This is a genomic window from Micromonospora sp. WMMC250 (assembly GCF_027460215.1).
Taxonomy (GTDB): domain Bacteria; phylum Actinomycetota; class Actinomycetes; order Mycobacteriales; family Micromonosporaceae; genus Micromonospora; species Micromonospora taraxaci.
In genome coordinates, this window is the sequence record NZ_JAPZBJ010000002.1 from 485,056 (window position 1) to 509,654 (window position 24,599).

A 24,599-nucleotide genomic window follows, 5' to 3' on the forward strand; every position below is an offset into this window, starting at 1 on the left:
GAACACCGACGGGGAGTGACGTTCTGATGGCCGACGAAGCCAAGCTCCTGGATTACCTCAAGCGCGCCACCAGCGACCTGCGCGACACCCGTCAGCGGTTGCGCGAGATGGAGGAGCGCGACCGCGAGCCGGTCGCGATCATCGGCATGGCCTGCCGCTACCCCGGCGGTGTGGAGACTCCCGAGGACCTGTGGCGCCTGGTCGCCGACGAGCGGGACGGCATCACCGAGTTCCCCGTCGACCGCGGCTGGGACCTGGAGTCGCTCTACCACCCCGACCCCGACCACCCCGGGACGTCGTACACCCACGAGGGTGGCTTCCTGCACGAGGCGGGCCAGTTCGACCCGGCCTTCTTCGGCATCTCACCCCGCGAGGCGATCGCCATGGACCCGCAGCAGCGCCTGCTGCTGGAGACGTCCTGGGAGACCTTCGAGCGGGCCGGAATCGACCCCACCCGGCTGCGGGGCAGCCGTACCGGGGTGTTCGCCGGCGTCATGTACCACGACTACGCGGTCAACCTGACCAGCATCCCGGACGACGTCGCCGGCTACCTGGGCACCGGGAACTCCGGCAGCGTCGCCTCCGGGCGGGTCGCGTACACCCTGGGTTTGGAGGGGCCGGCGGTCACCGTGGACACCGCCTGCTCGTCGTCGCTCGTCGCCCTGCACCTGGCCGTCCAGTCGCTACGTCAGGGTGAGTGCTCCCTCGCCCTGGCCGGTGGCGTCGCCGTGATGGCCACCCCTGTCGTCTTCGTCGACTTCAGCAAGCAGCGGGGACTCTCCACCGACGGGCGGTGCAAGTCGTTCGCCGCCGCCGCCGACGGCACCGGTTGGGCCGAGGGCGCCGGCATGCTGCTCCTGGAACGGCTCTCCGACGCGGTCCGCAACGGTCACCGCGTCCTCGGCGTGGTGCGCGGCACCGCTGTCAACCAGGACGGCGCCAGCAGCGCCCTCACCGCACCGAACGGCCCGGCCCAGCAACGGGTGATCCGCAGCGCTCTGGCCAACGCCCGGGTTCCCGCCGAGCACGTCGACCTCGTCGAGGCCCACGGCACCGGCACCACGTTGGGCGACCCGATCGAGGCGCAGGCGCTGCTGGCCACCTACGGTCAGGACCGGTCCGCCGACCAGCCGCTGTGGCTGGGGTCGATCAAGTCGAACATCGGGCACACCCAGGCCGCCGCCGGTGTCGCCGGGATCATCAAGATGCTGATGGCGATGCGGCACGGCACCATGCCGCGAACGCTGCACGTGGACGAGCCGACACCGCAGGTGGACTGGTCGGCGGGCGCTGTGGAACTGCTCACCGAGGCCCGGCCGTGGCCGGACGCCGAGGACCGGCCGCGCCGCGCCGGGGTGTCGTCGTTCGGGGTCTCCGGCACGAACGCGCACGTCATCATCGAGGAACCACCGGCCGCCGAGGTGCCGCCCCGGAGCGGGACAGTGGCGTCCGCCCCGGTGCCGTGGGTGCTCTCCGCCCGGTCACCGGAGGCGTTGCGCGGGCAGGCCGCCCGGCTGATTCCGGTGGACGCCGACCCGGTGGACGTCGGTTTCTCGCTGGCGTCGTCGCGGTCGACGCACGCGCATCGGGCGGTCGTCTTCGGGCGTGACGAGCTGGCGGCGGTCGCCGCCGGTGAGCCCGGCCCGGTCACCGGTTCGGTGGTGCGCGGCAAGACGGCGTTCGTGTTCTCCGGTCAGGGTTCGCAGCGGCCGGGCATGGGCCTGGCCCTGCACGAGACGTTCCCGGTGTACGCGGAGGCGTTCGACGCGGTCTGCGTCGAGCTGGACCGGCACCTGGACCGGCCGATCCGCGACGTCATCGCCGACGGCGACGACCTGGACCAGACGGTCTACACCCAGGCGGCGTTGTTCGCCGTCGAGGTGGCGTTGTTCCGCCTTGTCGAGTCGTTCGGTGTCACAGCGGACTTCCTGGTGGGGCACTCGATCGGTGAGATCGCCGCCGCGCACGTGGCGGGTGTGCTGTCCCTGCCGGACGCGGCGACGCTGGTCGCCGCGCGGGGCCGTTTGATGCAGGCGTTGCCGGCCGGTGGGGTGATGGTCGCGGTGCGGGCCACCGAGGCCGAGGTGCTACCGCTGCTGACCAGCGGGGTGAGCATCGCCGCGATCAACGGCCCTCGCTCGGTGGTGTTCTCCGGTGTGGCCGACGAGGTCGCGCAGGTGGCGGCCAACTTCGGAAAGTCGAAGCAGCTGCGGGTCAGTCACGCGTTCCACTCGGTGTTGATGGAGCCGATGCTGGCCGAGTTCGCGTCGGTCGCGGCGACGCTGACCTACGAGACGCCGCGCATCCCGATCGTGTCGAACGTGACCGGGCAGGTCGCCGAGACCCAGGACGCCGGCTACTGGGTGCGGCACGTGCGCGAGGCAGTGCGGTTCGCCGACGGCATCACCACACTGGAAGGCCTTGGCGTCAGCACGTTCGTGGAGATCGGCCCCGACGGTGTCCTCTCCGCGATGGGCGCGGACTGCGTCAGCGACGCGGTGTTCGTACCAGTGCAACGCTCTGACCGGGACCAACCTGCCACGCTGCTGACCGCCCTCGCGCAGGCCCACGTGCGTGGCGTCGCTGTGGACTGGACGCCGTGCCTGACCGGCGGACGGCTGGTCGACCTGCCCACCTACGCCTTCCAACGGCAGCAGTACTGGCTCACCTCGCCGCCCGCCGAGCGGGCCGAGACCGCCGGCGACCCGGCCGACGGGCACTTCTGGTCGGCGATCGAGCGCCAGGACACCGCCTTCCTCGCCGAAACCCTCGGCCTCGGCTCGGACGAGGACCGCGACACCCTCGAAACCCTGTTGCCGGCGTTCTCCGCGTGGCGGCGACGCCGGCACACCCACGCCGTGCTCGACACCCTGCGATACCGGATCGGCTGGGAGCCGTCGACCGGCACACCCCACACCCCGGCGACCGGCCGGTGGACCGTGCTGACCAGCGCCGACGTCGACGACACCACGGCGCTCCTGTCCGCCCTCGGCGACGCCACAGTGCTCACCGTGACCCCCGAGCGCACCGCCATCGCCGACCGACTGCGCGCCACCGGCCCCACCGACGGCATCCTGTCGCTGCTCGCCCTGGACCCCGCGCTCGACCCGGCGGCCACCCTCCTGACCGTCGCGCAGGCCTGCGCCGACGCGGGCCTCGAAGCACCACTGTGGGCCGCCACCCGGGGCGCCGTCGCCACCGGCCGCGCGGACCGCCTCGACGCGCCCCGCCAGGCCCTCGCCTGGGGCCTCGGCCGGGTCCTCGGCCTGGAACGCCCCCACCTCTGGGGTGGCCTCGTCGACCTGCCGGAGAAGCTGGACCAGCGCGCCGCCGACCGGGTGGTCGCCGCGCTGCACGGCAGCGGCGAGGACGAGATCGCGGTACGCGGATCCGGCACCTACGTACGCCGGTTGCTGCGTCAGCCGCACACCGAGGCCGCACCCCGCGACGCATGGCTGCCGCGCGGCACCGTGCTGATCACCGGCGGAACCGGTGGTCTCGGCGCCCGGGTGGCGAGCTGGGTCGCCGTCCGCGGCGCCGAACACGTCGTCCTGGTGAGCCGTCGCGGTCTCCACGCGCCCGACGCCGACGTGGTGGCCGCCGAGGTGCGACGCCACGGGGCCCGGGTGACGGTCAGCGCCTGCGACGTCGCCGACCCGGACGAGGTGAACCGACTCGTCCAGCAACTACGGGAAGCCGGCGAGCGGATCGACACCGTCGTGCACGCCGCCGGCGTCGACCACCACACCGACCTGGACACCGCCACCGCCGCCGACCTCGACGCCGTCCTGGCCGCCAAGGTCGCCGGCGCGATCAACCTCGACGCCGCGCTCGGCGACGAGCCCCGCACCTTCGTCCTGTTCTCCTCCATCTCCGGTGTCTGGGGCAGCGGTGGGCAGGCCGCGTACTCGGCCGGCAACGCCTTCCTCGACGCGTTCGCCGAGTGGCGTCGCGCCCGTGGTCGCGCGGCCACCTCGATCGCCTGGGGCGTCTGGGCCGGCGGGGGCATGGCCGACGACCCGGAGATCACCGAGCAGCTGCGCAAGCGTGGCCTGCTCACCGTCGACCCGGAACTCGCCCTCTCCGGCCTCCAGTCGGTCCTCGACCGCGACGAGACCAGCGTGACCATCGCCGACGTCGACTGGGACCGCTTCCTTCCGATGTACGCGTCCGCCCGCGTCCGTCCGCTGGTCAGCGCGCTGCCCGACCACATTCGCCTCCAGGCCACCGACTCGACGCCGACAGCGCCCGCCGCCGGCCGGTACGCCGCGATGAGCGCCGAGGAGCGGTCCCGTGAGCTGCTCGACCTGGTGGTCACCAACGCGGCTGCCGTCCTCGGGCACACCGGCTCCGGTCTGATCGACGCCGACCAACCGTTCAAGGAACTCGGCTTCGATTCGTTGACCGCTGTGGAGTTGCGTAATCGGTTGAATGTGGTGACGGGTCTGCAACTGCCGTCGAGTGTTGTCTTCGATTATCCGTCGGCGGGTGTGTTGGCGGGCTTTCTGGGTTCGTTGTTGGGTGGGGTTTCTGGTGTTTCGGAGGTGGTGTCGTCGTCGGTTGTGGTGGATGAGCCGGTGGCGATTGTGGGTATGGCGTGTCGTTTTCCGGGTGGTGTGGGGTCGCCGGATGAGTTGTGGGATTTTGTGGTGTCGGGTGGGGATGGGGTGGTGGAGTTTCCGTCGGATCGGGGTTGGGATTTGGCGGGTTTGGTGGGTGATGGGGAGTCGTTTGGGACGTCGTATGTTTCTGCTGGTGGGTTTTTGACGGGTGTTGCGGGTTTTGATGCGTCGTTTTTCGGGGTGTCGCCTCGGGAGGCGTTGGCGATGGATCCGCAGCAGCGGTTGTTGTTGGAGGTGTCGTGGGAGGCGTTGGAGTCGGCGGGGGTTGATCCGCTGGGGTTGCGGGGTTCTCCGGTTGGTGTTTTCACGGGGACGAATGGTCAGGATTATTCGACGTTGTTGTTGGCGGTGCCGCGGGAGGCTGATGGTTTCTTGGGGACTGGTAACGCGGCGAGTGTGTTGTCGGGTCGGGTTTCGTATGTGTTGGGTGTGGAGGGGCCTGCGGTCACTGTGGATACGGCGTGTTCGTCGTCGTTGGTGGCGTTGCATTTGGCGGTGCAGGCGTTGCGGTCGGGTGAGTGTGGTTTGGCGTTGGCGTCTGGTGTGACGGTGATGTCGACGCCGGGGACGTTCATTGAGTTTTCGCGGCAGCGGGGGTTGTCGGGTGATGGTCGGTGTAAGGCTTTCGCTGCGGGGGCGGATGGGACGGCGTGGGGTGAGGGCGTCGGTGTTCTGGTGGTGGAGCGTTTGTCGGATGCGGTGGCCAACGGCCATCGGGTCCTTGCCGTGGTGCGGGGTAGTGCGGTCAATCAGGATGGTGCGTCGAATGGTTTGACGGCGCCGAACGGTCCGTCGCAGCAGCGGGTGATCCGGGCGGCGCTCGCGGCTGCTGATCTCACGACTTCCGATGTGGACGTCGTTGAGGCGCATGGCACGGGTACCAAGTTGGGTGATCCGATCGAGGCGCAGGCGTTGTTGGCCACCTACGGGCAGGGCCGCTCGGGTGGTGAGCCGTTGTGGTTGGGGTCGGTGAAGTCCAACATCGGGCACACCCAGGCCGCGGCCGGTGTCGCCGGTGTCATCAAGATGGTCCAGGCGTTGAAGCACGGGGTGCTGCCCGCGACGATGCACGTGGACGAACCCACCCCGCAGGTCGACTGGACCACCGGCCAGGTGCAGCTGCTGACCGAGACTCGTCCGTGGGAGGCGCAGACCGGTCGAGTCCGCCGTGCTGGGGTGTCGTCGTTCGGGTTCTCCGGCACCAACGCCCACCTGATCCTCGAAGAACCACCGACCGTCGAACCCACCGAGCCGCCGGCCGCCACGCCTCCGGTTGTCCCGTGGCTGATCTCCGCGCGCAGCGACGACGCCCTACGCGCACAGGCCACCCGACTCACCCACCACCTCGACGAGCGGCCCGACACCGACCCCGCTGACGTCGGCCGTTCGCTGGCCGCTCGCGCCACCCTCGCCCACCGGGCCGTCGTCCTCGGTACGGACCGGCAGGCCGCGCTGGCTGCTCTCGCCGCCGGCACGCCCGGCCCGGGTCTGGTCACCGGCACCGCACAGGGCGGGCGTACCGCTTTCGTCTTCTCCGGCCAGGGCTCGCAACGGCCCGGCATGGGCCTGGACCTCTACGACAGGTTCCCCCGGTACGCGGAGGCGTTCGACGCGGTCTGCGCCGAGCTGGACCGTCATCTCGACCGGCCGATCCGGGAGGTCATCGCCGAGGGCGACGACCTGGACCAGACGGTGTACACCCAGTCGGCGTTGTTCGCCGTCGAGGTGGCGTTGTTCCGCCTCGTCGAGTCGTTCGGCGTCACAGCGGACTACCTGGTGGGGCACTCGATCGGTGAGATCGCCGCAGCGCACGTCGCCGGGGTCCTGTCCCTGCCGGACGCGGCAACGCTGGTCACCGCCCGGGGCCGCCTGATGCAGGAGCTGCCCGCCGGCGGCGTCATGGTCGCGGTGCGGGCCACCGAGGCGGAGGTGCTGCCGCTGCTGACAGACGGGGTGTCCGTCGCCGCGGTCAACGGGCCCCGCTCGGTGGTGCTGTCCGGTGTGGCCGACGAGGTCGCGGCCGTGGCGGCGAGTTTCAAGTCGAAGCGGTTGCGGGTCAGTCATGCGTTCCACTCGGTGTTGATGGAGCCGATGCTGGCCGAGTTCGCGTCGGTCGCGGCATCCCTCACCTATGCGTCACCGCGCATCCCGATCGTGTCCAACGTGACCGGGCAGGTCGCCGAGACCCAGGACGCCGGCTACTGGGTGCGGCACGTGCGCGAGGCGGTCCGGTTCGCCGACGGCATCACCACACTGGAAGCCCTCGGCGTCAGCACCTTCGTGGAGATCGGCCCCGACGGTGTCCTCTCCGCGATGGGCGCGGACTGCGTCGCCGACGCGGTGTTCGTACCCGTGCAACGCTCTGACCGGGACCAGCCGACCACGCTGCTGACCGCTCTCGCGCAGGCCTTCGTGCGCGGCGTGGCTGTGGACTGGACGCAGTGCCTGACCGGCGGGCGGCTGGTCGACCTGCCCACCTACGCCTTCCAGCACGAGCGTTACTGGCCGAGCGTTCCGGAGCCGGACACCGCGACCGCCGCCGGCGAGCCGGCCGACGCCGAGTTCTGGGCCGCCGTCGAGGACGGCGACCTGGCTCGACTGGGCATCACCGGGGACAGCGCCGGTGACCTGCTGCCGGCGCTGGCCGAATGGCGTCGCAAGCGTCAGGACGCCGACGTCGTGGACGGCTGGCGCTACCGGATCACCTGGCGTCCGGCCAGCGGTGCCGCCTCCGACACTCTCGACGGCCGTTGGCTGATCGTCGGTGCCGAACCCACCGACGAGAACCTCGTCGGCTTCCTCGCGAGCACACTCGCCGAGGCCGGCGCCGAGGTGCTCCACGCCCACGACGCGACCGACCTGACCGACCTCTCCGCACCGATCGCGGGCATCGTCGCCGTGGCCGACACCGGAGCCGACCTGCTCGCCCTGGTCCAGCAGCTCGCCGGCCAGGAGGTGACCGCTCCGCTGTGGGTGGTGACGACAGGTGGGGTGTCGGTGGGGCGCGCGGACGTGGTGTCGCCGGCGGTGTCGGCGGTGTGGGGTCTGGGTCGAGTGGTGGGCCTGGAGATGCCCCACCTGTGGGGTGGCCTGCTTGATGTTCCGGCTGTCTGGGACGCGCGGGTTGGCGCCCGGTTGGTGCGGGTGTTGGCGGGCGGGTTCGGTGCCGAGGACCAGGTCGCGGTGCGGTCGTCGGGCGCGTATGTGCGGCGGTTGACGCGTTCGACGGCGGTGGTTGGTGAGCAGCCGGGTTGGTCGCCGTCGGGGACGGTGCTGGTGACCGGTGGTACCGGTTCGTTGGGTGGTCGGGTCGCGGTGTGGGCGGCCGAGCAGGGTGCCGAGCACCTGGTGCTGGTGTCGCGGCGGGGCCCGCACGCCGCAGGAGCTGCCGATGTGGTCGCTGCGGTCGAGGCCGCCGGCGCCCGGGTGACCGTCGCAGCCTGCGACATGGGCGACCGGGACGCGGTTCGAGCCCTGCTCGACGGACTCGACGCTCCGGTACGGGCCGTGGTGCACGCCGCCGGTGTCGAGCGCTCCGCTCTGCTGACCGAAACCACCCCCGCGACGTGGGACGAGGTGTTCAACGGCAAGACCGCCGGTGCGGTGCACCTGGACGAGTTGTTGCCCGATGACCTGGACGCGTTCGTGGTGTTCTCGTCGATCTCCGGTGTGTGGGGCAGTGGTGGGCAGGGTGCGTACGCGGCGGCGAATGCGTTCCTGGACGGGTTGATCGCGGCGCGGCGGGCTCGGGGTGTGGTGGGCACGGCGGTGTCGTGGGGTCCGTGGGCCGGCGGTGGGATGGTGTCGGCGGCGGGTGATGACGGGCCGTTGCGTCGTCGGGGGTTGCCGCCGATGTCGGCGCAGGTGGCGATGGCGGCGTTCGCCCAGGTGGTGGAGTTGGGGGAGCGGGCGGTCACTGTCGCGGATGTGGACTGGGACCGGTTCGGTGCGTCGTTCACGTCGGCGAGGTCGCGTCCGTTGTTGGACGAGGTGTATGCCCCGGTTGCGCAGACGAGCGCGCCGAGCACCTTCCTGGACGGGCTCAGCGCCACCGAACGCGCGAAGCGTCTGGTGGACGTGGTGCGTACCGAGGCGGTGGCGGTGCTCGGGTTGGCCAGCGTGGCCGACATCGGCGTCGACCGTCCCTTCCGCGAACTCGGCTTCGACTCCCTGACCGCGGTCGAACTCCGCAACCGACTGGTCACCACGACCGGCCTGCACCTGCCCTCCAGCATTGTCTTCGATTATCCGTCGGCGGGTGTGTTGGCGGGCTATTTGGGTTCGTTGTTGGGTGGATTGGAAAGTGCGCCAGCGGCAGCGCCATCTTCGAGTCATCTGGTGGATGAGCCGGTGGCGATTGTGGGTATGGCGTGTCGTTTTCCGGGTGGTGTGGGGTCGCCGGATGAGTTGTGGGATTTTGTGGTGTCGGGTGGGGATGGGGTGGTGGAGTTTCCGTCGGATCGGGGTTGGGATTTGGCGGGTTTGGTGGGTGATGGGGAGTCGTTTGGGACGTCGCATGTTTCTGCTGGTGGGTTTTTGACGGGTGTTGCGGGTTTTGATGCGTCGTTTTTCGGGGTGTCGCCTCGGGAGGCGTTGGCGATGGATCCGCAGCAGCGGTTGTTGTTGGAGGTGTCGTGGGAGGCGTTGGAGTCGGCGGGGGTTGATCCGCTGGGGTTGCGGGGTTCTCCGGTTGGTGTTTTCACGGGGACGAATGGTCAGGATTATTCGACGTTGTTGTTGGCGGTGCCGCGGGAGGCTGATGGTTTCCTGGGGACTGGTAACGCGGCGAGTGTGTTGTCGGGTCGGGTTTCGTATGTGTTGGGTGTGGAGGGGCCTGCGGTCACTGTGGACACGGCGTGTTCGTCGTCGTTGGTGGCGTTGCATTTGGCGGTGCAGGCGTTGCGGTCGGGTGAGTGTGGTTTGGCGTTGGCGTCTGGTGTGACGGTGATGTCGACGCCGGGGACGTTCATTGAGTTTTCGCGGCAGCGGGGGTTGTCGGGTGATGGTCGGTGTAAGGCTTTCGCTGCGGGGGCGGATGGGACGGCGTGGGGTGAGGGCGTCGGTGTGCTGGTGGTGGAGCGCCTGTCGGACGCGGTGGCCAACGGCCATCGGGTCCTTGCCGTGGTGCGGGGTAGTGCGGTCAATCAGGATGGTGCGTCGAATGGTTTGACGGCGCCGAACGGTCCGTCGCAGCAGCGGGTGATCCGGGCGGCGCTCGCGGCTGCTGATCTCACGACTTCCGATGTGGACGTCGTTGAGGCGCATGGCACGGGTACCAAGTTGGGTGATCCGATCGAGGCGCAGGCGTTGTTGGCCACCTACGGGCAGGACCGCTCGGGTGGTGAGCCGTTGTGGTTGGGGTCGGTGAAGTCCAACATCGGGCACACCCAGGCCGCCGCCGGTGTCGCCGGTGTCATCAAGATGGTCCAGGCGCTCAAGCACGGGGTGCTGCCCGCGACGATGCACGTGGACGAACCCACCCCGCAGGTCGACTGGACCACCGGCCAGGTGCAGCTGCTGACCGAACCCCGCCCGTGGCAGGCGCAGACCGGTCGAGTCCGCCGTGCTGGGGTGTCGTCGTTCGGGTTCTCCGGCACCAACGCCCACCTGATCCTCGAAGAACCACCGACCGTCGAACCCACCGAGCCGCCGGCCGCCACGCCTCCGGTTGTCCCGTGGCTGATCTCCGCGCGCAGCGACGACGCCCTACGCGCACAAGCCACCCGACTCACCCACCACCTCGACCACCACCCCACCACCACGATCGACGTCGGTCACACCCTCGCTGCGCACCGCGCCGCCCTGCCGTACCGGGCGGTGTCGATCGGCGCCGACCACCGTGACGCCCTCGACGCCCTCGCGGCCGGGACCGCCTCGGCCGGTCTGGTCGTCGGTGAGGTCTCCGACGGCAAGCTCGCGTTCGTCTTCTCCGGCCAGGGATCACAGCGCCCGGGCATGGGCCTGGAACTGGCCGAGACCTATCCGGTCTTCGCGGACGCGTTCGACGCGGCCTGCGCCGAACTCGACGTCCACCTGGACCGTCCGCTGCGTGACGTGATCACCGACGACACCGACCTCGACCAGACCCTCTACACCCAGACGGCACTGTTCGCCTACGAGGTCGCGCTCCACCGCCTGGTCGAGTCGTTCGGCGTCACCCCGGACTACCTGGTCGGGCACTCGATCGGGGAGATCGCCGCCGCGCACGTCGCCGGTGTCATGTCCCTGGCCGACGCGGCAACGCTGGTCACCGCCCGGGGCCGCCTGATGCAGGAGCTGCCCGCCGGCGGCGTCATGGTCGCCGTACGGGCCACCGAGGCCGAGGTACGGCCACTGCTGACCGACGGCGTGGACATCGCCGCGATCAACGGGCCGCGCTCGATCGTGTTGTCCGGTGCCGCCGACGCGGTGGCAGGCGTGGCCGCCCACTTCGAGAAGTCCAAGCGACTGCGGGTCAGCCACGCGTTCCACTCGTCGCTGATGGAGCCGATGCTCGACGCCTTCTCCCGAGTGGCCGGCGGGCTGAGCTACCACCCGCCGCGCATCCCGATCGTCTCGAACATCACCGGACAGGTCGCGACGACACCTGACGCCGACTACTGGGTGCGGCACGTCCGCGAGGCGGTTCGCTTCGCCGACGGGATCGCCACACTGGAGGGCCTCGGTGTCAGCACCTTCGTGGAGATCGGCCCCGACGGGGTCCTCTCCGCCATGGGCGCGGACTGCGTGACCGACGCGGTGCTCGTACCCCTGCAACGCGCAACCCCCGACCAGGTGTCGACCTTCCTCACCGGCCTCGCCCGAGCCTTCGTCCGTGGTGTGCCGGTGGACTGGACGCAGTGCTACCCCGGTGGAAGCCTCGTCGACCTGCCCACCTACGCCTTCCGGCACCGTGACTACTGGCCGAGCGCCACCCTGGCCGACGTCTTCGCCGGGGTCGACGGCGGCACAAGCGGCACCACAGTGCCCGACGCCGACTTCTGGGCCGCCATCGAGGACGGCGACCTGGACCGCCTCGGCATCTCCACCGACAACGCCGGCGACCTACTTCCCGCGCTGGCCCAATGGCACCGCAAGCGCCAGGACGCCCAGCTCGTCGACGACCGGCGCTACCGCGTCGAGTGGCGCTCGGCGACCGGAGACGCCGTGGCCGAGCTGACCGGCCCCTGGCTGGTCGTCGGCCCCACCGGCGTCGGCACCGGCATCGCCACCACACTGGCCGACGCCGGAGCGGACGTCATCCGCGTCGAATTGGCCCCGACCGCCGACCGGGCGGTCCTCGCCGCCGTCCTCGCCGACCTGCCGGCAGACGTGAGCGGTGTCGTCTCGCTCCTCGCCCTCGACACCGAGCTCACCGATCCCGCCCACGCCACCCTCGCCCTGGTGCAGGAACTCGTCCGGGCCGACGTGGCCGCCCCGCTGTGGGTGGTGACGGCCGGTGGGGTGTCGGTGGGGCGTGCGGACGTGGTGTCGCCGGCGGTGTCGGCGGTGTGGGGTCTGGGTCGGGTGGTGGGTCTGGAGATGCCGCACCTGTGGGGTGGTCTGGTCGACATTCCGACTGTCTGGGACGCGCGCATGGGCGCCCGCCTGGTGCGGGTGTTGGCCGGTGGGTTCGGTGCCGAGGACCAGGTCGCGGTGCGATCGTCCGGCGCGTATGTGCGGCGGTTGACGCGTTCGACGGCGGTGGCCGGTGAGCAGCCGGGTTGGTCCCCGTCGGGGACGGTCCTGGTGACCGGCGGTACCGGTTCGTTGGGTGGTCGAGTCGCGGTCTGGGCGGCCGAGCAGGGTGCCGAGCACCTGGTACTGGTCTCGCGGCGGGGCCCGCAGGCCGAGGGTGCCGCCGACATCGTGGCCGCCGTCGAGGCAGCCGGCGCCCGGGCGACGGTCGTCGCCTGCGACATGGCGGACCGGGACGCGGTCAACGCACTGATGCAGAGCCTGGACGCCCCGGTACGAGCCGTCGTGCACGCCGCCGGTGTGGAGCGGACGTCAGTGTTGACCGACCTCACTCCGGAGATCTGGGACGAGGTGGTGTCCGGCAAGACCGCCGGCGCGGTGCACCTGGACGAGTTGTTGCCCGATGACCTGGACGCGTTCGTGGTGTTCTCGTCGATCTCCGGGATCTGGGGCAGTGGTGGGCAGGGTGCGTACGCGGCGGCGAATGCGTTCCTGGACGGGTTGATCGCGGCGCGGCGGGCTCGGGGTGTGGTGGGCACGGCGGTGTCGTGGGGTCCGTGGGCCGGCGGTGGCATGGTGTCGGCGGCGGGTGATGACGGGCCGTTGCGGCGTCGGGGGTTGCCGCCGATGTCGGCGCAGGTGGCGATGGCGGCGTTCGCCCAGGTGGTGGAGTTGGGGGAGCGGGCGGTCACTGTCGCGGATGTGGACTGGGACCGGTTCGGTGCGTCGTTCACGTCGGCCAGGTCGCGTCCGTTGTTGGACGAGGTGTACGCCCCGGTTGCGCAGACGAGCGCGCCGGGCACCTTCCTGGACGGGCTCAGCGCCACGGAACGCGCGAAGCGTCTGGTGGACGTGGTGCGTACCGAGGCGGTGGCGGTGCTCGGGTTGGCCAGCGTGGCCGACATCGGCGTCGACCGTCCCTTCCGCGAACTCGGCTTCGACTCCCTGACCGCGGTCGAACTCCGCAACCGGTTGGTCACCACGACCGGCCTGCACCTGCCTTCCAGCATCGTCTTCGACTACCCGAGCGCCGCCACCCTCGCCGGTCACCTGCACGCACTGCTCGGGGGCGCCGACGACAGCCCCACCCCGCAGACCCGGGCGACGACCACGACGTCCGAGCCGATCGCCATCGTCGGCATGGCCTGCCGCTACCCCGGCGGGGTCAGCTCGCCGGAGGACCTGTGGCGACTGGTCGAGACCGGCACCGACGCCGTCTCGGCCCTGCCCGACGACCGTGGCTGGGACCTCGACGCCCTCTACGACGCCGACCCCGACGCGCGCGGCACCTCGTACGCCGCAGCCGGCGGTTTCCTCGACGACGTCGCCGACTTCGACGCCCGGTTCTTCGGCATCTCGCCCCGCGAGGCCCTCGCCATGGACCCGCAGCAACGCCTGCTGCTGGAGACGTCCTGGGAGGCGGTGGAACGCGCCGGCATCGACCCGACCGCGTTGCGCGGCACCCACACCGGTGTCTTCACCGGCACCAACAGCCACGACTACCCGACGCTGTTGATGGCGGCGCCGGACGCGGTGGAGGGCTACCTGGCCACCGGCAACGCCGCCAGCGTCATCTCCGGTCGGGTGTCCTACGCGCTGGGCCTGGAAGGGCCGTCGGTCTCGGTGGACACCGCCTGCTCTTCGTCGCTCGTCGCACTGCACCTCGCCGCCCAGGCACTGCGGTCCGGCGAGTGCGACCTCGCCCTGGCCGGTGGGGCGATCGTGATGGCCACGCCCGGCACGTTCACCGAGTTCTCCCGCCAGCGTGGCCTGGCCGCCGACGGCCGGTGCAAGTCGTTCGCCGCCGCCGCCGACGGCACCGGCTGGGCCGAGGGCGTCGGCGTCCTGCTGGTGGAGCGGCTCTCCGACGCCCGACGCAACGGTCACCAGGTCCTCGCCCTGGTCCGCGGCAGCGCGATCAACCAGGACGGCGCCTCCAACGGCCTGACCGCCCCGAACGGGCCCGCCCAACAGCGGGTGATCCGGGCGGCGCTCGCGGCCGCCGATCTCACGACCGCCGACGTCGACACCGTCGAGGCGCACGGCACCGGCACCAAGCTGGGCGACCCGATCGAGGCGCAGGCACTGCTGGCCACCTACGGTCAGGACCGCCCCGCCGACCAGCCGCTCTGGCTGGGATCGATCAAGTCGAACATCGGCCACTCGCAGGCCGCCGCCGGCGTCGCCGGGATCATCAAGATGGTCGAGGCCATGCGCCACGAGACCCTGCCCCGAACCCTGCACGTCGACGAGCCGACCCCGCACGTGGACTGGTCCGCCGGCGCTGTCGAACTTCTCACCGAACCCCGGCCGTGGCCCGCCGGCGACCGCCCGCGCCGGGCCGCCATCTCCTCGTTCGGCATGTCCGGCACCAACGCCCACGTGATCATCGAGGAGCCGCCGGCCATAGCCGACGATGACGAGCCGGCCCCCCGCCGACCGCAGACCGGCATCGTGCCCTGGACGCTCTCCGCGCGTGGCCCCGCCGCGCTGCGCGACCAGGCCGCCCGCCTGCTGACCTGGGTCTCCGGCGAGAACGTCCCGGACGCCGTCGACGTCGGGCACTCGCTTGTCACCACCCGTGCCGCGCTGACCGAACGCCTTGTGGTGCTCGGCCCCCAGCACGCCGACGCCCTGGCGGCGGCAGCCGCCGGTCAGCCGGCGGCCGGTCTGGTGACCGGCGAGACGTCCGACGGCACGCTCGCGTTCGTCTTCTCCGGTCAGGGTTCGCAGCGGCCGGGCATGGGCCTGGCCCTCTGTGACACGTTCCCGGTGTACGCGGAGGCGTTCGACGCGGCTTGCGCCGAGTTGGACCGGCACCTGGACCGGCCGATCCGGGAGGTCATCGCCGACGGGACAGACCTGGACCAGACGGTCTACACGCAGGCGGCGTTGTTCGCCGTCGAGGTGGCGTTGTTCCGCCTTGTCGAGTCGTTCGGGGTCACGCCGGATTACCTGGTGGGGCACTCGATCGGTGAGATCGCCGCCGCGCACGTCGCGGGTGTGCTGTCCGTGCCGGACGCGGCGACGCTGGTCACCGCGCGAGGTCGGCTGATGCAGGCGTTGCCGGCCGGTGGGGTGATGGTCGCGGTCCGGGCCACCGAGGCCGAGGTACTGCCGTTGCTCACCGACGGGGTGTCCGTCGCGGCGATCAACGGCCCCCGCTCGGTGGTGCTGTCCGGTGTCGCCGACGAGGTCACGGCCGTGGCGGCGCACTTCGAGAAGTCGAAGCGGCTGCGGGTCAGTCACGCGTTCCACTCGGTGTTGATGGAACCGATGCTGGCCGAGTTCGCGTCGGTCGCGGCAACGCTGACCTATGCGTCACCGCGTATCCCGATCGTGTCCAACGTGACCGGCCAGATCGCCGACACGCAGGACGCCGGCTACTGGGTGCGGCACGTGCACGAGGCCGTTCGGTTCGCCGACGGCATCACCACACTGGAAACCCTCGGTGTCAGCACGTTCGTGGAGATCGGCCCCGACGGGGTTCTGTCGGCCATGGGCGCGGACTGCGTCACGGACGCGGTGTTCGTACCAGTGCAACGCTCCGACCGGGACCAACCGGCCACGCTGCTCACCGCCCTCGCGCAGGCCTACGTACGCGGCGTCGCCGTGGACTGGACGCCGTGCTACCCCGGCGCGCGGCGCGTCGACCTGCCCACCTACTCCTTCCAGCACGAGCGGTACTGGCCGGACACCGTGCGGCCCGCCGCACCCGGCCCACAACCCGCCGACGTCCGTTTCTGGGACGCCGTCGAACGCGCCGACCTCGACCTCATCGCCGGCGACCTCGACAGCGCCGCTCGCGAGGTGCTCGACGCCGCCCTGCCGGTCCTCTCCACCTGGCGGCACCGGAGCAGGCAGCACGACACCGTCGGCAACTGGCGGTACCGGGTCACCTGGAAGCCGTTCCCGTCCGACCCGGCACCGGCCCTCACCGGCACCTGGCTGCTGGTGTCGCCCAGCGACGACACCCGATGGGTCCAGACCGCGCTGGAGGAGCACGGCGCGACAGTCATCACCACGACAGTCGACGCCACCACCACCGACCGTGGCGTGCTCACCGACCAGCTCTGGCAGATCGTCTCGGAGACCCCCGACCTGGCCGGTGTCGTCTCCCTCCAGGCCCTGCACGACAGCGACGGAGGTGACCCCGCGCTGTCGACGCTGCGCCTGCTACAGGCACTCGGCGACAGCGGCGGCGCTGGCGCACCGCTCTGGTGCCTCACCCGGGGCGCCGTCACCGTCGACCGGGACGACCCGCTGCGCCGACCGTCCCAGGCGACCGTCTGGGGCTTCGGCCGGGCCGTCGCCCTCGACCACCCCCGACGCTGGGGCGGGCTCGTCGACCTGCCCGAACAGATCGACGAGCGCACCGCCGGTGACCTGGCCTCCGTGCTCGCCGCCGGCAACGAGGACCAGGTAGCCATCCGGCGTAACGGCCCGCACGGGCGTCGCCTCGTCCGCGTCGCCACCGACACCGACGGCTCCTCCTGGCGGCCCGCCGGCACCGTCCTCATCACCGGCGGTACGGGTGGTCTCGGAGCGCACGTCGCCCGCTGGGCCGCCCGGTCCGGCGCGGAACACCTGGTCCTGACCAGCCGACGCGGAACAGCCGCGCCCGGCGCCGCGGAGCTCTCCGCCGAACTGCAGAGCCTCGGCGCCCGGGTGACCATCGCGGCGGTCGACGTCACCGACCGGTCCGCGGTCGCCGACCTGCTCCTCGACGTACACGCCGGACCCACACCGCTGCGGGCCGTCGTGCACGCGGCCGGGGTCGACCACCCCACCCCGCTCGACGACTGCACCGCCGAAGAGTTCGCGGCGGTCACCCGCGTCAAGGTGGACGGCGCAGCCCACCTCGACGACCTGCTCGCCGGACACGACCTCGACGCGTTCGTGCTGTTCTCCTCGATCGCCGGAATCTGGGGCAGCGGCGGGCAGAGCGGTTACGCGGCCGCCAACGCCTACCTGGACGCCCTCGCCGAGCACCGGCGCGCCACCGGGCTCCCGGCCACCGCCGTCTCCTGGGGCCCCTGGTCCGGGGCGGGCATGGCGGACGATCCCGCCGTCGAGGAACGCCTTCGCCGACGCGGTCTGCTGCCACTCGACCCGGAGGCGGCCATCGCGGCCCTGGCCCGGGCGGTCGCCGGGACCGACGCCACCACCACTGTCGCCGACGTCGACTGGGCGACGTTCACCCCGGCGTACACCATGGCCCGCCGCAGCGGGCTGCTCGCCGACCTGCCGGAGGCCCGCGACGCGCTGGCGGTCGCGGAAGCCGACGGCCCGGCGAGCGGCACCGACACGGTGGCGGCGCTGCGCGACCAGCTCACCGCCCTGCCCGAGCAGGACCGGGAGAAGCACCTCCTCGACCTGGTACGCACAGCCGCGGCGACGGTGCTCGGCCACTCCTCGGTCGACAGCATCCCGCCGACCCGGGCGTTCCGGGAACTCGGCTTCGACTCCCTCGCCGCGGTCGAGGTCCGCAACCACCTGAGCCGGGAGACCGGCCTCAAACTGCCCGCCACGCTGGTCTTCGACCGGCCCACCGCGACAGTGCTCGCGCGGTACCTCAAGAACGAGCTCCTGCCCGACACCGCGACGGTCCTGCCCACCGCTGCCGAACTCGACCGGCTCGAACTGGCGCTGACCAGCCGCGACGTCGACGACAGCGGACGAGCTCGCATCGTCCTGCGCCTGCAGAGCCTGCTGGCGAAGCTGAACACCGGCGGGGCCGACACCGACGGCGTCCCGGACGCCCTCGCCGACGCCTCCGACGACGAGTTGTTTGACCTGGTCGACAACGACCTCGGTCTGTAACGCCGGACACCCTTCCCCCGCCGGCCCGAGCAAGGAGCGTTCTGATGGCGGACGAACTACGCCTGCGCGAATCCCTCAAAAAGGTGATCAACGAGTTGCAGCGCACCCGCGACCAGGTGCGCGACCTCGAAGCCGCGGACCGCGAGCCGATCGCGATCGTCGGAATGGCCTGCCGCTACCCGGGCGGGATCACCACCCCGGCGGACCTGTGGCGCATCGTCGCCGACGGCGCCGACGTGGTCTCCGGGCTGCCCGACGACCGAGGCTGGGACCTCGCCGCCCTGGCCGGCGACCCGGACGATCGCGGCTCCTCGCACACCGCGCAGGGTGGCTTCATCGACGGTGTCGCCGACTTCGACGCCGCGTTCTTCGGGATCAGCCCCCGTGAGGCCCTGGCCATGGACCCGCAACAGCGGCTCCTGCTGGAGGTGTCGTGGGAGGCGATCGAACGCGCCGGCATCGACCCCGCATCGCTGTCCGGGTCGCGTACCGGTGTGTTCGCGGGCACCAACTCGCACGACTACTCGACGCTGCTGATGGGCGCGGCCGACGACGGCCTCGACGGCTACCTGGCCACCGGCAACGCGGCCAGCGTGGCGTCCGGACGGGTCGCCTACGCGCTGGGTCTGGAAGGGCCGGCGGTCACCGTCGACACGGCCTGCTCGTCGTCGCTCGTCGCGTTGCACCTCGCCGCACAGGCGCTGCGGCGCGGTGAGTGTTCCCTCGCGCTGGCCGGCGGTGCCGTCGTCATGGCCACCCCCGGCACGTTCGTCGAGTTCTCCCGGCAGGGCGGCCTCGCCGGTGACGGCCGGTGCAAGGCGTTCGCCGCCGCGGCCGACGGAACCGGCTGGGCCGAGGGCGCGGGGATGCTGCTGGTGGAGCGCCTCTCCGACGCCGTCCGCAACGGCCACCGGGTGCTCGCCGTGGTACGCGGAACCGCCGTCAACTCCGACGGCGCCTCGAACGGACTCACCGCCCCCAACGGCCCCGCCCAGGAACGCGTGATCCTCCAGGCGCTCGCCGCCGCCGGACTCTCCACTGCCGAGGTCGACCTGGTGGAGGCGCACGGCACCGGCACCACCCTCGGCGACCCGATCGAGGCGCAGGCACTGCTCGCCACCTACGGCCAGGAGCGCCCCGCCGACCAGCCACTGTGGCTCGGCTCGATCAAGTCGAACATGGGCCACGCGCAGGCCGCCGCCGGTGTCGCCGGGATCATCAAGGTCGTCCATGCCATGCGGCACGAGACGATGCCGCGCACCCTGCACGTGGACGAGCCGACGCCGGACGTGGACTGGTCGACCGGTGCGGTGGAGCTGCTCACCGACGCCCGGCCGTGGCCGGCGGGGGAGCGCCCCCGTCGGGCCGGGGTGTCGTCGTTCGGCATGTCCGGCACCAACGCGCACGTGATCATCGAGGAGCCGCCGGCAGCACCGGCGGCCGAGTCGGTCGCGACGGATCCCGGTGCGCCCTGGTTGTTGTCGGGCCGCACCGCGGCGGCGGTCGCCGACCAGGCCGACAGGTTGTCGGACGTGGACGCGGACGCCTCGTCGGTGGCGTCGTCGCTCTCGTCGCGCGCCGTCTTCGACCACCGCGCCGTCGTGCTCGGCCCCGATCACCGAACCGGACTGGCCGCCCTCCGAGACGGTTTGCCGTCGAGCGCTGTCGTAGCCGGCTCGGCCCACCCGGACGCGGGCGTGGTGTTCGTGTTCCCCGGCCAGGGTTCGCAGTGGGTGGGGATGGCAGCGGAGTTGCTGGAGTCCGAGCCGGTGTTCGCGGCGCGGATCGCCGAGTGTGCGGCGGCGCTTGCCCCGTTCGTGGACTGGAACCTCCTGGAGGTGTTGCGTTCGGATGACCCGTTGGAGCGGGTGGATGTGGTGCAGCCGGTCCTCTGGGCCGTGCACGTGTCCCTGGCGGAGGTGTGGCGGTCCAAGGGTGTAGTCCCCGACGCGGTGATCGGCCATTCGCAGGGGGAGATCGCGGCGGCCTGTGTCGCCGGGGTGTTGTCGCTCAGCGACGCGGCGAAGGTCGTCGCCCTGAGGAGCCAGGCGCTGCTGGCCCTGTCCGGTAGTGGCGGGATGGTGTCGGTCAGCGCCGGTCTGGACGTGGTCACCCCCCTGTTGACCGAGGATGTCAGCGTCGCCGTGGTCAACGGTCCGACCAGTGTCGTGGTGGCCGGGGCCGACCTGGAGCCGTTCCTGGCCGCCGCTGAGGCGGCGGGGGTGCGGGCCAGGCGGGTGAAGGTGGACTACGCGTCGCACTGCCCGTTGGTCGAGCCGGTGGAGGCGGAGTTGGCCCGTCTTCTCGACGGGGTGCAGCCCATGGCCGGCGCGGTGCCGGTGTTCTCCACTGTCGAGGGCGGCGGTGTCATGGATGCCGCTTACTGGTACCGCAACCTGCGCCAACCGGTGCGCCTGGACCTGGCGGTGCAGGCCGCATACACGGCGGGGCATCGGATCTTCGTGGAGGTCAGCGCGCATCCGGTGTTGACCGGGGCGATCGCTGACGCCGTGGATGTCGCGACGGTGGGGACGCTGCGCCGGGGTGAGGGTGGCACCGGTCAGATCGTGCGGGCCCTGGCCGAGGCGTGGGTGCAGGGCGCACCCGTCGACTGGACCACAGTCATCCCGGCAGCACCGACAGTGGAATTGCCCACCTACCCCTTCCAGCGCCAACGCTTCTGGCCGCGCCCCAGCACCCGGGCACACGGCGACGCCTCCGCTTTCGGCCTGGCCCCCGTCACCCACCCGGTCCTCGGCGCGGCCCTCGGGCTCGCCGGCGCCGACGGCACGATCGTCGCCGGGCGGCTCTCGCTCACCACCCACCCGTGGCTCGCCGACCACCGCGTCTCCGGCCGCCTGGTGGTCCCCGGCACCGCCCTGCTCGACCTGGCCATCCGGATCGGCGACCAACTCGGCTGCCCGACAGTCGCCGACCTCACCCTGGAACGGCCACTCATCGTCCCCGACCAGACCGGTCTGGCGTTGCAGGCCGTGGTCGACGCCCCCGGAAACGGGCCGGACCGCGCGTTCACCCTCTACGCCCGGCCGGACACCGCCGACGCCGAACAACAGTGGACCCGACACGCCACCGGTCTGCTCAGCACCGCCCGACCGGACGCACCCGAACCGCTCCCGGTCTGGCCACCGGCCGGCGCGCAGGCCGTCGCGGTGGACGGCTTCTACCCGGACCTGGAAGCCCGAGGCTACGGCTACGGCCCGGCCTTCCAGGGGCTGCGGGCGATCTGGCGCTCCGGCGACGACGTGTACGCCGAGGTCGCCCTGCCCCGAGGAACCGACGCCGACACGTACGGCCTGCACCCGGCGCTGCTCGACGCGGCACTGCACCCGATCGGGCTGGCCCTCGAACCGGCCGGCGCCGAACAGAGCGGCCTGCTGCCGTTCTCCTGGACCGACGTCGACCTGCTCGCCACCGGTGCGGAGATGCTGCGCGTCCGGCTGCGACCGCAGGGCCCGGACACGGTGTCGGTGCTCGCCGCCGACCAGAGCGGCAGCCCCGTCCTGTCGATCGCCTCGCTCGTGCTGCGCCCGATCGCCGCCGGCGCCCTGGAGACGGCCGACGACCCCGCCCGCACCTCCCTGTTCCGCCTGGACTGGACCCCGCTGACAGTTCCCGCCGCCGGTGCTCCCGCCCTCGTCGCTGTCCTCGGCGTCGACGAGATCGGGGTGTCCGCAGCCCTCGCCGAGGCCGGACACGACGTCGTGGCGTACGCCGATCTCGCCGGCGACCCGAGCCGACGCCCCGACCTGGTCGTCGCTCCGTTCGGCCCGGGCGACACCGCGGGTGCCGTCGCCACGGCCGCGACCGCCGCTACCCACTCCTTCCTCGGTCTGCTCCAGGACTGGCTCACCGGACCGGACGCCCGGCTCGTGGTGGTGACCCGCCGCGCCGTCTCGACAGGTGCCGAGGACCCGATCGAGGACCTGGTCCACGCACCCCTCTGGGGTCTGGTCCGCGCCGCCCAGGCGGAGAACCCGGACCGCCTCCAACTGGCCGACCTGGACGGCGACGCCGCCTCGGCGGCCGCACTGGTGGCCGCGACCGGCACCGGGGAACCACAGGTGGCGGTGCGCGGCGGCACCGCGTACGCGCTGCGCCTGGCCCGCGCCGCGACCACTCCGGCCCTGGTCCTGCCGAGCGGGGACGAGCCGTGGCGCCTCGACGTACGGGAGCGCGGCACCTTCGACAACCTGGAACTGCTGCCCTGCCCGGAGATCGGCTGGGACCTGCCGGACGGACACGTCCGCGTCCGCATCCACGCCAGCGGCCTGAACTTCCGGGACGTGGTGCTGACCCTCGGCATGGTCCCCGACCAGCAGGTTCTCGGCAACGAGGCGGCCGGTGAGATCGTCGAGGTGGGACCGGGTGTGCGCGGCTTCGCCGTCGGCGACCGGGTCATGGGTCTCTTCTCCGGCTCGATGGCACCCATCGGCGTCACCGACCACCGCATGATCGCCAAGGTGCCCGACGACTGGTCGTACCCGGTCGCCGCGACGGTGCCGGTCGCCTTCCTCACCGCGTACTACGGTCTGGTCGACGCCGGCCACCTCCGTGCCGGGCAGTCGGTGCTGGTGCACGCCGCGACCGGCGGCGTCGGCATGGCAGCGGTCCAGCTCGCCCGGCACTTCGGCGCCGACGTGTTCGGCACCGCCAGCCCCGCCAAGTGGGACGTGCTGCGCGCCGACGGCTTCACCGACGACCGGATCGCCTCGTCGCGCAGCCTCGACTTCGAGCAGCGCATCCTCGGCGCGACCGGTGGGCGCGGCGTGGACGTGGTCCTGGACTCCCTGGCCGGTGAGTTCGTCGACGCGTCGCTACGGCTGCTGCCCAGGGGCGGACGGTTCGTCGAGATGGGCAAGACCGACATCCGCCACGCCGACACCGTGGCCGCGCAGCACCCCGGCGTCGGCTACCAGGCGTTCGACCTGATCGAGGCCGGCGGCGACCGGATCCGCGACATCTGGACCGAACTGATGGTCCTCTTCGCGGCCGGGCACCTTCGCCCGATGCCGCTGCGCACCTGGGACCTGCGCCGCGCGCCGGAGGCGTTCCGCTTCCTCAGCCAGGCCCGGCACATCGGCAAGATCGCCCTGACCCTGCCGCCCCGGCCGGACCCGGAGGGCACCGTCCTCATCACCGGTGGCACCGGCACGCTCGGCGCGCTGCTGGCCCGGCACTTCGCCCGGCAGGGTCGCCGTCACCTGCTGCTCACCAGCCGGCGCGGCCCGCAGGCACCCGGCGCCGCCGACCTGTGCGCGGAACTCGCCGACCTCGGCGCGCAGGCCCGCGTCGTCGCCTGCGACACCGCCGACCGGGAGGCCCTGGCCGCACTGCTCGCCGGCATCCCGGCCGAGCACCCGCTCAGCACTGTGGTGCACGCGGCAGGCGTCCTCGCCGACGGCGTGGTCGGCTCGCTGACACCGGAACGCCTGGACGAGGTGATGCGGCCCAAGGTGGACGCGGCCTGGCACCTGCACGAACTGACCCAAGCCGCGCCGGTCGCCGAGTTCGTGCTCTTCTCCGCCGGCGCCGGGACCTTCGGCGGCGCCGGCCAGGCGAACTACGCGGCGGCCAACACGTTCCTCGACGCCCTCGCCCAGCACCGGCGCGACCAGGGGCTACCCGCCGTGGCGCTGGCCTGGGGCCTGTGGGCCGACGCCAGTGGGATGACCGGTCACCTGGACGCGACCGATCACGCCCGGATGGCCCGCGGTGGCATGGCCCCACTCACCGCCGAGCAGGGACTCGCCCTCCTGGACGCGGCACTGCGCCACGACGAGGCGATCCTGGTCCCCGCGAACATCGACACCGGGATCCTGCGGGGGCAGGGCGGCGCGGTGGTGCCGCTGCTGCGCGGCCTGGTGCGCGCACCGGCCCGCCGGGCGGCGGCCACCGCCACCGAGACCGGCGACGACCTCGGCCGGCGGCTGGCCGGGCTCGGCGCGGCGGACCAGCAGCGGATCCTGCTCGATCTGGTACGCGGCCACGCCACAGTGGTCCTCGGCCGGCCCGCCTCGGAGCCGATCGAGGCCACCCGCGCGTTCAAGGAACTCGGCTTCGACTCGCTGACCGCCGTCGAGCTGCGCAACCGGCTCAACGGCGCGACCGGGCTGCGGCTGCCCGCCACGCTCGTCTTCGACTACCCCAACGCCCAGGCGCTCGCCGAGCACCTCGGCAAGGAACTCACCACCGGATCCGAGCCGGACGGGAACGCGGTGCACGTCGCCTTCGACCGGCTGACCGGCGCGATCTCGGCACTGGACGCCGAGGCGCTGGCCGGCACCGGCATCGCCTCCCGGCTTCGGGAACTGCTCGCCGCCGTGGAACCGGCAGCGGCCGTGCCCACCGCGACCACGTCCGACGACGCCGACCTCGACGACGCCTCGGCCGAGGACATCTTCGACCTGATCGACAACGAACTCGACTTTCCGTGATCCACCACTTCCGTCCTAGGGG

General features: G+C 71.9%; 2 protein-coding genes. Both read left to right on the top strand.

Going from position 1 to position 24,599, the window contains the following annotated elements; translation table 11 throughout:
• Positions 1-26 precede the first annotated feature (26 nt).
• Positions 27-18,122: a type I polyketide synthase gene (locus O3438_RS02190; RefSeq protein WP_269678308.1), complete on the top strand. Its 18,096-nt coding sequence runs from the start codon at positions 27-29 to the stop codon at positions 18,120-18,122.
• A gap of 83 nt (positions 18,123-18,205) precedes the next feature.
• Positions 18,206-24,577: a type I polyketide synthase gene (locus O3438_RS02195; RefSeq protein WP_442929694.1), complete on the top strand. Its 6,372-nt coding sequence runs from the start codon at positions 18,206-18,208 to the stop codon at positions 24,575-24,577.
• Positions 24,578-24,599 lie beyond the last annotated feature (22 nt).

What these genes read in the sequence shown, in the direction of transcription:
- O3438_RS02190 (WP_269678308.1), top strand. Translation starts at nt 27, where the DNA reads ATGGCCGACGAAGCCAAGCTCCTGGATTACCTCAAGCGCGCCACCAGC.